Annotated in this window: 13 protein-coding genes; 1 reads left to right on the top strand and 12 read right to left on the bottom strand. The window is 58.5% G+C overall.

All coding sequences use genetic code 11. The features are described from left to right. Positions 1-48: 48 nt before the first annotated feature. Complete coding sequence (msrB, locus tag KO499_RS06425) at positions 49-474, bottom strand: peptide-methionine (R)-S-oxide reductase MsrB (RefSeq protein ID WP_215982869.1); 426 nt, start codon at positions 472-474, stop codon at positions 49-51. Positions 475-485: 11 nt separating this feature from the next. Continuing rightward, entirely contained in the window at positions 486-1,139 is a 654-nt protein-coding gene (msrA, locus tag KO499_RS06420) for a peptide-methionine (S)-S-oxide reductase MsrA (RefSeq protein WP_215982868.1), read from the bottom strand. A 319-nt stretch (positions 1,140-1,458) separates the two neighbouring features. Between msrA and KO499_RS06415 the strand changes: the two genes are divergently transcribed. Continuing rightward, the gene (locus tag KO499_RS06415) at positions 1,459-2,433 is read left to right on the top strand and encodes a metallophosphoesterase (RefSeq protein WP_215982867.1); all 975 of its coding nucleotides are present in this window, start codon (positions 1,459-1,461) and stop codon (positions 2,431-2,433) included. Here KO499_RS06415 and KO499_RS06410 read toward each other — a convergent pair. The 10 genes from KO499_RS06410 to pqqB all read right to left on the bottom strand — a co-directional run bounded on the left by KO499_RS06410 (position 2,430) and on the right by pqqB (position 12,729). After that, positions 2,430-2,906, bottom strand: coding sequence for a CDP-archaeol synthase (locus tag KO499_RS06410; protein WP_228339838.1), 477 nt, complete (start codon positions 2,904-2,906; stop codon positions 2,430-2,432). The two genes, KO499_RS06415 and KO499_RS06410, sit on opposite strands and share 4 nt — an antisense overlap. Before the next feature lie 33 nt (positions 2,907-2,939). Further along, the gene (locus tag KO499_RS06405) at positions 2,940-4,316 is read right to left on the bottom strand and encodes a class II fumarate hydratase (RefSeq protein WP_215982865.1); all 1,377 of its coding nucleotides are present in this window, start codon (positions 4,314-4,316) and stop codon (positions 2,940-2,942) included. A gap of 66 nt (positions 4,317-4,382) precedes the next feature. Next, on the bottom strand, positions 4,383-4,667 hold the full coding sequence (locus tag KO499_RS06400) for a hypothetical protein (RefSeq protein ID WP_215982864.1): 285 nt from the start codon (positions 4,665-4,667) through the stop codon (positions 4,383-4,385). 93 nt (positions 4,668-4,760) lie between these two features. Further along, the gene (locus tag KO499_RS06395; protein WP_215982863.1) at positions 4,761-6,527 is read right to left on the bottom strand and encodes a NahK/ErcS family hybrid sensor histidine kinase/response regulator; all 1,767 of its coding nucleotides are present in this window, start codon (positions 6,525-6,527) and stop codon (positions 4,761-4,763) included. Next, positions 6,511-7,674 carry an alcohol dehydrogenase-like regulatory protein ErcA gene (gene ercA, locus KO499_RS06390; RefSeq protein ID WP_215982862.1) on the bottom strand — a complete coding sequence of 388 codons (1,164 nt, stop codon included), beginning with the start codon at positions 7,672-7,674 and terminating at the stop codon, positions 6,511-6,513. The genes KO499_RS06395 and ercA overlap by 17 nt, the downstream gene beginning before the upstream one ends. 44 nt (positions 7,675-7,718) lie before the next feature. Then, positions 7,719-9,563 (bottom strand): prolyl oligopeptidase family serine peptidase, encoded by a 1,845-nt coding sequence (locus tag KO499_RS06385; protein WP_228339769.1) that lies wholly within the window; start codon positions 9,561-9,563, stop codon positions 7,719-7,721. Positions 9,564-9,612: 49 nt separating this feature from the next. Further along, the gene (pqqE, locus tag KO499_RS06380; RefSeq protein WP_215982860.1) at positions 9,613-10,776 is read right to left on the bottom strand and encodes a pyrroloquinoline quinone biosynthesis protein PqqE; all 1,164 of its coding nucleotides are present in this window, start codon (positions 10,774-10,776) and stop codon (positions 9,613-9,615) included. Continuing rightward, complete coding sequence (pqqD, locus tag KO499_RS06375) at positions 10,773-11,048, bottom strand: pyrroloquinoline quinone biosynthesis peptide chaperone PqqD (RefSeq protein WP_215982859.1); 276 nt, start codon at positions 11,046-11,048, stop codon at positions 10,773-10,775. The genes pqqE and pqqD overlap by 4 nt, the downstream gene beginning before the upstream one ends. Further along, positions 11,048-11,803, bottom strand: coding sequence for a pyrroloquinoline-quinone synthase PqqC (gene pqqC, locus KO499_RS06370; protein ID WP_215982858.1), 756 nt, complete (start codon positions 11,801-11,803; stop codon positions 11,048-11,050). The genes pqqD and pqqC overlap by 1 nt, the downstream gene beginning before the upstream one ends. Continuing rightward, positions 11,800-12,729: a pyrroloquinoline quinone biosynthesis protein PqqB gene (gene pqqB / locus KO499_RS06365; protein WP_215982857.1), complete on the bottom strand. Its 930-nt coding sequence runs from the start codon at positions 12,727-12,729 to the stop codon at positions 11,800-11,802. Before pqqB ends, pqqC begins: the two co-directional genes overlap by 4 nt. Between the last annotated feature and the right edge of the window lie 46 nt (positions 12,730-12,775).

Raw genomic sequence — 12,775 nt, 5'->3', positions numbered from 1 at the left:
GGGCGGCATTATAACCGTGGGAAAGGAGTCCGAGAAAGACGATGCCGATCAGGCGTTTTCCTGAAATACCATCGCTATCGAGTTCAGGCAATAACGCTGACCGGTTGGTGGCGGGCCGTCCGGAAAAACATGGCCGAGATGACTGTCGCATCGCGGGCAACGTATCTCCGTGCGGGTCATACCGAGACTGGTGTCTTCAATATACCGGATGTGCTCCGGGTCGAAGGGCTGGAAGAAACTTGGCCAGCCGGTTCCCGAATCAAACTTCGAATCCGAACTGAACAGTGGCAGATCACAAAGACGGCAGTGGTAAACTCCCGCATTCTTGTTGTCCAGCAACGTCCCGCAGAAGGGGTGTTCTGTACCGTGATCGAGCAGAACTCGCCGTTCTTCCGGTGTCAGATTCGACGCTTTTTCCTCAACTTCTGCGTCGGTCAGTGGGGTCAGGTCATAACCTGCAGCGGATTCTCCCATGCTTTGTCTCCTCAGTCGGTATGGCCTGTGTCGTTATCGGTATATTCCGGTTTCAGGCGGTCACCATAACTGTCCACGAGTTTCTCCATTTTCGGTGCGGCCACGGCCATGATGTAAGGTTGGTACGGGTTCCGGGCGGCAAAATTCTGATGATGCTCCTCCGCCGGGTAAAAGGCCTCCAGTGGCTCCAGCGTGGTCACAACCGGGTCCGGATAGACACCCACCTGATTGAGCTGATGAATGTAGGCTTCCGCTACCTGCCTCTGCTCGGGTGACTCATAGAAGATGGCTGAGCGGTACTGGGTGCCTCGGTCGTTGCCCTGACGGTTCAACTGGGTAGGGTCGTGGGCAACCGAGAAAAACACCTTGAGCAGTTCTCCAAAACTCACCTTGGCAGGATCATAGTGCACGTCTACCACCTCGGCGTGCCCCGTGGTGCCGCTGCACACAGCCTCATAGTTGGCGGAACCTGAGTGCCCGCCGGCATAGCCGGATTCAACGCGGATGACACCGTCAATGGCGACAAACACCGCCTCGACACACCAGAAGCAGCCTCCTGCCAGCACAATTCGCTGCTCGGTTCCTGCCTCTGGCAGATCCTGCCCGGGATCAGGAAACCGGCTTCGGGGGATGTTCAGACCCGGGATACTGCACGATGTCGCCATGATGACCTCTGTACTCGAATTGACTGTCTGCAATGGCTCGATTGTGGCTGGAAAACCACGATTTTACCAATTCATCTGCGAGTTCCAACACACCTGACCTATGTACGTAAACCAAGGCATCGGGATCACTCAGATCCGGACCATTCTGGCTGGCCCGCCGCCTGCGGGATTGTTTGCCATGATGGTGCAAGCACCCGCGCCTCAAACATGAACATCGTGGCGTTCCGGTTGCATACCTGCAGGGGACAACCATAATAAGTTTCAGGGTTTGCCAGGTTACCTATCGGCATCGCCCGGCTCGGCATATAAAGGAATAACCATGACAGCAAGGGCTCATACACCCGATACTCAGGATGATCTCCTGGAATACCGGCTGAGTTTAAGACTAGGTCCCGTTCACGCCCGCCAGCGGCTGGGAATTGAACGGGAGGCAGATGCAAAGGTATTCGGGCGGGATAACAGCAGTTTCCATCTGGAAAACTGGACCACAGCACCCGGTTTTATCCGCACATGCCTGCGCGCGGTGGGTCTTTGGGGCCGGGGCCAGAGCAACAGCCGATGCCTGAACACCACATACAACCGGTTTCATCTCCCGAATCTGCCCGCGGCCTTTGAAGGCTATCGCATTCTGCACCTGACCGATCTGCACGTGGACATGGACGAAGCCAACCTGCAAGCGCTACTTCGTCAGATCGAGCCGCTGGACTATGACCTGTGTGTGTTGACCGGCGATTACCGCAAGCTCACCTGGGGCCCCATAGAGGGGGCGCTGGACGGCATGTCACGGTTGCGGGACGGAATAAAAGGCCAACCCTATGCTGTGCTCGGGAACCACGACAGCGTTCGCATGCTGCCAGCACTGGAGGACATGGGCTATCAGTTGCTAATGAATGAAATGGCTCCCCTCGAACGGGAGGGTGAGAGCCTGTATCTGGCGGGGGTGGACGATGCTCACTTCTTCAAGGTTCATAACCTGCATCAGGCGGGCGACAAGATTCCTGTCGGGGGAACCAGCATCCTGCTCAGCCACACGCCAGAGATCTGGCGCGAAGCCGCCCATGCCGGCTACGACGTCTTTCTGTGCGGTCACACGCACGGGGGGCAGATCTGTCTGCCCGGCGGTATTCCGGTGACCCTGGATGCTGACTGTCCGCGCACGCTCGGGCGAGGTTACTGGCGGATGAATGGCATGCAGGGCTACACCTCGCCCGGCTCAGGCACCTCAGTGGTGAATGTTCGGCTGAACTGCCCACCTGAGGTAACCCTCCACACCCTGACCCGGGGGCCGGATTAATGGGGCTGTCGGCGAATACCCAGACGGTAAAGCAGTGGTGAGCCCACAATATTCGACAGGGTAAAAAGCACCACCACAACCAGAACAGTCCAGAGACTGATGGGCACCCACCACATCGCCAGCAGCATGGGTAGAAGAGCTTCCGGAATCTGATCCAGGCCAACGGCCCTGGCGCTGGCATCAAGACCAAGACGCCGCTTGGTAAAGCTGCTCAGAAGATCCCCGGCCAGTGCCAGCAGACCGAAGCAGAGCCCGAAAACAAACCCTGACCCGGTCGCCACGGCAAACAAGGCGCAAGCCAGCGCGCCAGACACCACTCCCCGCCAGGTTTTGCTTTCACCAAGAACGGGGCGGCCGTCGCGCCATAACCGCCCGCCATCGACCGGAGCCATCCAACGATGTTTCAGCACGCCGGCGGCAACCACCGGCATACCGTTGGCCATTACCAGCATCACAAACAGCTCCAGGGTCATCAACAAGGATTACCCCCCTTCTGAAACAGCCCGTCAGGCAATTCCGCCCCGGGTCAGTTTGAGCGGATCCATCAACTCCTCAAGTCTTTCGCGGCCAAGACCGCTGCGCTCTTCTGCCACATCAATGACCGGACGCCCTGTTTTATAGGCCTCTTTGGCGATATCTGCCGCCAGACTGTAGCCGATTTCCGGGTTCAGGGCGGTTACCAGCACCGGATTCCGGCCCACGCCAGCATTGAGGTTATCGGCATTGGCCGTAAAGCCCTTGATCGCCTTGTCCGCCAGCATGACGGTCGCATTTGAAAGCAAATCGGTCATGTCCAGCAGGTTACCTCCCACCAGGGGCAGCATGACGTTGAGCTGGAAATTACCGGACTGACCCGCAATCGCTACCGCACTGTCCAGCCCCATCACCTGGGCACCGACCATGGCAACGGATTCCGGGATAACCGGATTGACCTTACCCGGCATGATGCTGCTACCCGGCTGCAATGCCGGGAGACTGATTTCAGCCAGGCCATGAATCGGACCACTGTTCATCCAGCGAAGATCGTTGGCAATCTTGGTAAGAACAATGGCCACACCACGCAATTGTGCGGAGAGCGCGACCGGCGCATCGACCGCACTCTGGCCGGTAAATTTGTGGTCGAGCGTTGTGAATGGATAGCCGGTATTGGCGCGCAGGAACTTGACGAACTGGCCTTCAAATTCGGGCAGCGCGTTTATGCCTGTGCCCACCGCCGTTCCGCCCTGAGGCACCGCGAGCAGCTCCTCCGCGGCGGCCTCCACCCGTTTTTCCACGGCCAGAAGCTGTTCCCGCCAGGTTCTAAGCTCCTGCCCCAGGGTAACGGGCATGGCATCCATCAGGTGAGTACGACCGGTTTTGACCTGACTCGAAAACGCCGCCTCCTGTTCATAGATCACACCACAAAGGTGCGACAACGCCGGCAGCAGCTTTTCCCGGATCGCGATCACAGAGCTTACATGGATGGCTGTCGGGATCACGTCGTTGGAGCTCTGGCTCATATTGACGTGATCGTTCGGGTGCACCTCGAAGCCTGAGTTACGGGCGATACTGGCAATCACCTCGTTGACGTTCATATTGGTGCTGGTACCGGAGCCGGTCTGGTAACGGTCAACCGGAAACTGGTCCGCATAGTCGCCCTTCACAAGGCTCTCACAGGCCTCGGCGATTGCGTCCCGGAGCTCGTTCCCCATCAGGCCCAGGCTGGTATTGGCCTCTGCCGCGGCGCGTTTGATCTGGGCAACGGCAGCAATGAATGCCTGAGGCATTGGCTGACCGCTGACCGGAAAGTTCTCCACGGCTCGCTGGGTTTGCGCGCCCCAGAGCGCATCAGCAGGTACCTGTATGTCTCCGAGGCTGTCGGTTTCCGTTCTGAATTCGCTCATCTTCCCTCCTGTCCGTCCGTTAACACTTTGACTCCCTGGACTGAACGTCACGGGCACGGCCAGACGTCAGCCGCCATCCTGGGATTTCAGCCGGACATGGTCGCAGATGCCGGTAACCTGATCAAAATTCAGGATCAGGGTATGGACAGTATTGGTATAGGTATCATGGAGATGGAATTTATAGCGGTGTTGCTTTTCACCCTGCAGAAACCCGTCGTACTCACGCACCAGTTCCCGTACGTCGCCCCCGGAATCCTGGCTCCAGGTGGCATTGAACGGGCCCAGGACCGCTCCGCCGGACAGGCAGATGGTGACCTCATGATTGGTTAATCCGTTGTCAGGCACGACCATGGCATTCTCCCCTTTCGATGAGCCTGCATTCAGTGTAGTCCTGCGTCGGCATTTCTGTATCGGGGTTGCAAGGATTGAATCAGAAAGAGCACATCAATCGGATTGCGAGGCCAGAAGGCTGGTCATCAGGGCTCTGAGCCGGTTGGGCTTGACTGGTTTATTCAGAATCGGCAGATACTGGGCTCGCAGCAGCTTGCGGGTTTCATCACTGCGATCCGCGGTGATGATGGCAGCCGGAATATCCTTGCCAAGATGGCGGCGAACCCCGTGAACCGCATCATAACCGGTTCGCTCGTTGTTCAGGTGATAGTCTGCCAGGATGATCTCCGGTATTTGCCCGGTCTGCGCCAGCAACTCCAGCGCCTCGGATTTGCTGGCAGTCGTCAGCACCGCACATCCCCACCGTTCGAGCAGCAGCTGCATACTCTCGAGGACCGCTGGCTCGTTATCGATGACCAACACCGGGATGCCGTCAAAGCCATCGACAAAGTTCTGTGATGCATCGGTGCGAGGCAGTTCCGGTCGCGTTTGTACCTGCTCCAGTGGCAAGGTCAGAACGAATCGGGAACCACGACCGGGCCGTGAAGACACATCGATATCGTACCCCAGCACCCGCACCATCCGTTCCACGATGGCCAGCCCGAGCCCCACACCCTGTCGACCACCGGTACCCTGCGGCAACAGCTGATGAAACTCGGTAAAAATATCCCGAAGCTTGTCTTCTTCTATGCCCACGCCGGTGTCCCAGACTTCGATCCGGAGCTGGTCGCCCCTTGATCTCACGGCCATCACAACACCACCTTGCCGGGTATAGCGGAAGGCATTGCTGAGCAGATTGCGCAGGATCCGGGTCAACATGCGCTGATCGGTCCGGACCACCGCCGGAACGGTGCGGACCCGAAATCCGAGCCCCGCATTGGCGGCAACCGCCTCGAACTCCTCACCCAGGGATCTGGCTAGGGCAGCCACATCGGTATACAGCAGGTCTGGCTTCATCGCCTGCTGATCAAGTTTGGAAATATCCAGCAGATCCGCCAGCAAATCCTCGGCACCTTCCAGAGCCCGGTGTACCTGATGCACCATGCGGGTTTCCTGCTCCGGAAGCTGACTGTCCTGAAGCGCTGAAATCATCAGCCGGGCGGCGTTCAGCGGCTGAAGCAGATCATGACTGGCTGCGGCAAGGTATTTGTCCTTACTGCGATTGGCCTCTTTGGCAGCTTCCATGGCAATGAACAGCTCCTGCTCAACCTTCTCGCGTTCCTCGATCTGGTAGCGCAGGCCCACGTTGGCGTTCTGCAGAGCTTCGGTGCGTTCTTCAACACGCCGCTCAAGGGTGGCATTGAGTTGTTCCAGCTTCTGTCTGGCCAGAACCCGTTCGGTAATGTCAGCCACGAAGGCTTCTACCACTTCCGGTCCCAGGTCAGGCCGCCGTAACAGGGTGACGGCCACGTGGACCGGGGTGCGATTGGCCCTTTGAAAACGTGTCTCACGGGCGTTCAGGCTTCCTTCATCAAGCAGTTCCTGGCGGATAGCATCAAATTCACTGGCACTGCAGAACAGCTGCTCACGGAGCCGGATCACCTTTCCTGTCAGGTGCTCTGAGCTGTCGTAGCCGCAGATCCTGGCCATCGCCGGATTGCAGGCCAGAAAACCACCCCGGAGATTGGCCTGAAAAACCCCGTGCAAGGCGTTCTCAAACAACCATTTGTAACGGTTACGTTCTCGCTCCAGTTCGTCAATACGCGCCTGCAGAGCGGGATAATAGTTCTTGCGGACGGATTGGCTGCCGAGCCCGAGAAGGTCACCAATTCCGTAGCCACTGTCGTGCTCGCCATCCTGGATGTCAGAGGGCTTCTTCATAGACAACCTGAACATCCCGCAATGAGGATTTGCGGGGATTGGTAAGAATGCAGGGGTCCTGCAGGGCGAAGCCGGACAAATGGGGAATATCGGACACCGAAACACCAAGCTGGGCAAGACGTGCCTCAAGACCAACTCGTCGCTTGAGTTCCACAATCCGGTTCATCAGACGCTTTTTGATCTCAGGCTTACCCATGCCACGGGTATCAATATCCATGGCTTCGGCAACCCGGCGGAAACGGTCTTCTGCTGACGGGAAGTTGTATGCCACCACGTGTTCCAGCAGTAAGGCATTGCACAGGCCATGAGGTAAGTCCAAAAAGCCCCCGAGACTGTGTGACATCGCATGCACGGCTCCCAGAATGGCATTGGAGAACGCCAGCCCCGCCTGCATGGAGGCCAGCATAATCTGCTCCCGGAGATAGGCATCAGCGGTGTTATTCACCAGCGGTTCCAGATTCCGGTTGATCAGCCGGATCGCCTCCAGGGCGTGGGTATCTGTCAACGGTCCGCTGCCAGTGGAAACGAAGGCCTCAATGGCATGCACCAGGGCATCGACGCCCGTGCAAGCGGTAAGGTAGGCATCCATGGTCTCGGTGACTTCCGGATCAATCAGGGACACGTCCGGCACCACAGCCTTGCTGATGATCGAGAACTTGAAACGGCGATTGGGGTCGGAAATGATCGCAAACTGGGAAACGTCCGCCGAGGTGCCTGCGGTGGTCGGAATCAGAATCAGAGGTGGTGACGGGGTGGTGATCGTGTCCACACCCTCGAACTCCAGAATGTTGCGTCCGTGAGTGGCAACAATGCCGATGCCTTTGGCACAGTCCATGGGGCTGCCACCACCGATGGCGACGATAACGTCGCATTCACTGGATTTGTACAGTTCGGCACCGGTCATCACCTCATCCACCCTGGGATTGGGCGACACCCCGGTATAGACGGTCGAGCGGATGCCTGCATCGGTCAGCAATGTCACCACTTCGTCAACCCAGCCTGCTGCCGCCACGCCCGGATCTGACACCAGGAAGACATGCCGGGCGCCAAAATTACTGGCAAAGTTAGCTACCGACTTCCTTGAGCCGGCACCGAACACTATTTCCGGCGACACAAACTTTCGCAGGGTGGAGATATCGTGACTCATCAGACTGCTTCAGACCACTTGTTGTTATAGGAATAGTCGAGAGTTTACCCCAAGTTCCCCGCCTCTTCATTGGCCTTTTGGCTATGCTCTCGGTAGAAGCGGAACATCCACTCGAGCATGCCCGCCTGGTTGGCCTGATGACGAAAACCGTGACCTTCGTCTTCAAACCAGTGTAATTCCGGCGCTCTGCCCGCAGCTTTCATGGCATCAATCATGGCACGGGTCTGCTCCGGCACCACGACCCGGTCCTGGCCACCCTGGAAAAAGATCAGGGGTGCGGTTATCCGATCGGCATGATACAGCGGCGTTCGTTCTCGCCAGCGCTCCGGATAGTGCTCTGGCGAACCCAGAAGCCAGTCCAGATACCCTGACTCGAAACGATGGGTCATGGCGCGCAGGCGCAATGGATCCGTGACACCGAACATGCTGGCACCGGCGGTGAAGCGCCGGCTTCGGATCATCGACATCAGTGCTGTGTAGCCACCCGAACTGCGTCCCTGGATAAACACCCGGGAGCGATCGACCAGACCAAGTGAGGACAGATGATCTGCGGCCCTCTCCATATCCTCCACATCAAACTCGCCCCAATGCCCCGCCAGAGACAGCCGGAAAGCCCGTCCAAAGCCACTGCTGCCCCGGTAGTTGATTTCAGCAACCGCAAAGCCTCGCTGACACCAATACTGAATCTGGGGATTGAATACAGGATAGGCTGCCGATGTCGGGCCGCCATGGGCTATCAGGATCAGCGGCGGCACGTCCGCCAGGACAGACTTCGGGGTGTAGAAAAAGCCGTGAATGGAAGCCGTACCAGAACCGAGAGCAGGCACCTCGATATCCAGCGGCAACGCAATCCGCCCCCCTGGCATCGCCTCCTCGCCACCGGCGATCGTCCGGACCTGCCCGTCATGCAGCTGAATCGCAAGAACAGCATCCAGGCGGCTCGCGGATCGTCCAATACAGTACAGAACGCCGTCTGAGGCCTGAAGGCACCGAAAATCGCCGAAGTCCCGGGCAACGCGGATTTCATCTTCGGAGTCACCGGAGGTCAGCCAGAGCTCACCGGTTCCGTTGCAATACCGCACTCTGGCCCATCTGCCTTCGCCTATCGGACAATGATGAGACTCTCCCAGCTGCCAGGGCGCATTGGCATGATCCCGGTCCGGTGATCTGCCCGAATGCCAGTTGCCTTCCCCTGACGCATCAAACCGCCAGGGTTGCCACCAGCCAGCATGATCAGACAACACCCAGAGTTCGCTGTCATCGAATACCGGCTGCTGAACCGAAGCGTCAGAGGGAGTTGGCCAGTCCCGACATTGATCCAGGCGTCCATCGCCCGACACCTCTGCCGTCCACAGGCGTGTTCGCACCCAGGGCATGTCCGGCAGCTGCCAGCTGGCCCAGGCCACCTTCTGGCCATCGGCCGAGACAGCCGGTGCGCTATAGAAGTCCTGACCGGCGTGGAGCACCGTCAGCTCTCCCCGCCCCGAGACAGCCACCAGTTGCTGTTGACCTCCGGCTTCCCGGACCGCCAATACCCGCTGGCGAGCTTTATCGGCAACCAGCCCGCCAAACACCGCTCCGGGATCATCCGTCAACCGGGAGAATTCGCCATTCGCAAGGCTGAAAAAATGGATTTGCTGATCCTCGCCAACGACGAAGAGTCCCGTATCTGAAGCGGCCAGGGCCCCACCACCATAGCCGTTGACCCGGCTTCGGATGCCCGGCTGGTCCGTTTTCGTTCCGAGTGGGGCTGGCCCCTGCGCCGACAGGTGCCAGAGGTGATTGCTGCCCTTCGCGGGATCTGTCTGCAACCAGAAGACACCGGCTGAAGAAACCGCGAGTTCACCGCGCTGGATGTGCGCTGCACAGGCCTCATAGGCACTCAGCAAGCTTTTCCCCCCGAAAAATGAGGGGGGCACAGTGGCCGTAATCAGGCCGTCAGCTCCTGAAGAATAGTCTCGAGTTATCCGCATTTCGGTACACCAGTCCAGTCAGGCCGGCCGTGGCGTGATCAGCAGCTCTCCTGGCCGCCAGAATTCGGTCATGGTACTCCGATTTGCTGCATACCGGGTCTGCATTATCGGCATTACCGGTTAAAAGATAGGCCTGACAGCGGCAACCGCCAAAATCTTTTTCTTTCTCGTCACAGGATCGGCATGGCTCAGGCATCCAGCTGTCGCCCCGGTAGTGGTTAAATCCGGGACTGTCATACCAGATACGCTGCAGTTCCATATCCCGGACATTGGGAAAATCAATCGGCAGCAACCGCGCACTATGACACGGCAACGCGGTGCCATCCGGCGCAACGGTCAGAAACAGATTGCCCCAGCCGTTCATGCAGGCTTTCGGACGTTCCTCGTAGTAGTCCGGGGTAACAAAGATCAGCTTCATGGCCGACCCGGAATCCTGCAAACGCTTGCGGTATTCGTTGACTTCGTGCTCGGCCTGCACCAGCTGGGCTTTGGACGGCATCAGCCCCTCGCGATTCTCGAAGGCCCAGCCATAGTACTGACAGGTGGCCAGCTCCACGTAGTCTGCCTCCAGCCGTTCACACAACGTCATGATGTCATTCATCTGATGGATATTGTGACGGTGAATCACGAAGTTGAGCACCATGGGGTAGCCTGCTTCTTTCACCGCCCGCGCCATGGCCAGCTTCTGGTCGAAGGCTTTTCGGGATCCCGCCACAGCGTTGTTCAGCTCGGGATCGGAGGCCTGGAAGCTAACCTGGATGTGATCAAGACCCGCTTCGGCGAACGCATCCACCTTGGTCTCTGTCAGGCCCAGACCAGAGGTAATCAGGTTAGTGTAGTAGCCCAGGTTCCGGGCTTCTGCGATCAGTTCTGGCAGATCCTGTCGCACCAGGGGCTCCCCTCCGGAGAAACCCAGCTGGGCAGCACCCATTTTGCGCCCCTGCCGCAGTACGCTCACCCACTCCTCGGTGGTCAGCTCCCGTTCCGTCTGGGCAAAGTCCAGCGGGTTGGAGCAATACGGACATTGCAGCGGACAGCGGTAGGTAAGCTCAGCCAGCAGCCAGAGAGGTGGCCCGGCATCATGGGGATTGGCCGGTGTGTTCTCTGTAGACGGATTGGGGTAAGTCATGACAATTCGATCCAGTGATGGTGCTGCGCGTCCTGCAGAAAATCACCCACATCCTTGCCGAGCGATCCGGCCTCCGGGAATTGCTGTTCCAGGCTGGCGATGATGTCACCCACACTGCGCTGGCCATCCACCTCGTTGAGTATGGCTCCGGCGCTGCCGTTCAGCTTCACCATGCCTTCGGGATACAACAGCACATAACTTTCCTGGGCCGGTTCCCACTGGAAACGGAATCCTCGGCGAAAACGCGGTACCTGATGCATGGCAATCTCCATTACAGCCCCCGATGCCAGACCGGGTCATCAGTCACCGTATGGTAGGGCGGGGTCCGATGACTGTAAGCCATGGTCATGGCATCCAGCATGCTCCACAGGATATCCAGTTTGAACTGCAGGATTTCCAGGGCCCGGGCCTGCTGGCTCTCGGTGGTGAAGTGATCCAGGGTGATCGTCAGACCATGCTCTACATCCCGGCGGGCTTCCGATAGTCGCTTGCGAAAGTAACTGTAGCCATCGGTTTCAATCCAGGGATAGTGGGCCGGCCAGCTGTCCAGCCTGGACTGGTGAATCTCCGGCGCGAACAACTCGGTCAGGGAAGAACACGCCGCCTCCTGCCAGGTCGCTCGCCGTGCAAAATTCAGATAGGCATCCACCGCAAAGCGGACCCCCGGCAACACATGACGCTGGTCGATCACTTCTTCCCGGCTCAGCCCCACCGCTTCGGCCAGAGATAACCAGGCTTCAATGCCACCCACGTCACCCTCGTGGCCGTCGTGGTCAAGAATCCTCTGCAGCCAGAGCCGGCGCACACCGGCGTCCGGGCAATTCGCCATGATCGCCGCATCTTTCTGGGGAATCTTGATTTGATAGTAGTATCGGTTAGCCACCCAGCCACGGATCTGTTCCGCCGTGCACTGCCCCCCGTACATGGCTTTATGGTACGGGTGGTGAATGTGATAGAACTGCCCCTTGTCCCGGAGCGCGCGCTCGAAGTCCGTTCTGTTCATAGCAGTGGTGGCTTTGGCGTTCATGGCTGCCCCGACAGATCAATGTGCATTCCGTCCCAGGACACCTCGATACCATGGCGGGTCAATTCCGCCCGTTCCGGGGAGTCCTCGTTCAGGATGGGGTTGGTGTTGTTGATGTGAATCAGGATCTTGCGACTGGCCGGCATGCTGTCAAGCAACTCAATCATGCCGCCCGGGCCGCTCTGGGCCAGATGCCCCATGGCCTGACCGGTCTTGGTTCCCACTTCCTGTCGAATCATTTCATCATCGTGCCAGACGGTACCGTCCACAAGCAGTACGTCCGCAAGCGTCATCCAGTCAAAAATGCGCTGGTCCGGCGCGCCAAGACCCGGGGCATAAAGAACGTTATGTCCGGTACGGGTGTCTTTCAGGAACAGGCCTATGTTGTCGCCCGGGTGCGGATTGTCACGACGCGGAGAATACGGAGGCGCATTGCTCAGCAGCGGAATGGCCGTTAACTCGATGGACGGGGCACAGGGTATGGTGAAACAGGTCTGCTCGGACGCGGGAATCTCCTGCCAGTTCAGCCCGCCGTTCCAGTGTTTGAGCATGTTGAAGAGCGGGAAACCACCGCTGAGGTCTTCATGCACCTGATGGGTACACCAGACGTCCATCGGCATGCCTTCGCGCAAGGAAAGCAGACCGGTTGTATGGTCCACCTGGCTGTCCATCAACACAACGGCATCAATGCCGGTATCCCTCAGCGCCCTGGCCGGCTGCATGGCATCAAAGGAGGCCAGTTGGGCGCGTATATCTGGAGAGGCGTTGATCAGAATCCAGCGCTCACCGTCTTCACTGACGGCTATTGAGGACTGGGTTCGAGCCCGGGCGTTCAACGTGCCCTTTCGAAAGCCGTCGCAATTTGCGCAATTACAATTCCATTGGGGAAACCCTCCGCCTGCGGCGGAGCCCAGTACGTGGATAAACATGAGGGGTCACTCCAAAAGCAAAACGGCCAGCTCAAGGCTGGCCGCT

The sequence above is a fragment of the Marinobacter sp. F3R08 genome, from assembly GCF_018860425.1.
Taxonomy (GTDB): Bacteria; Pseudomonadota; Gammaproteobacteria; order Pseudomonadales; family Oleiphilaceae; genus Marinobacter.
Note: the sequence above shows the minus strand (reverse complement) of the source record. Positions and strands in the feature narration are given on the sequence as shown.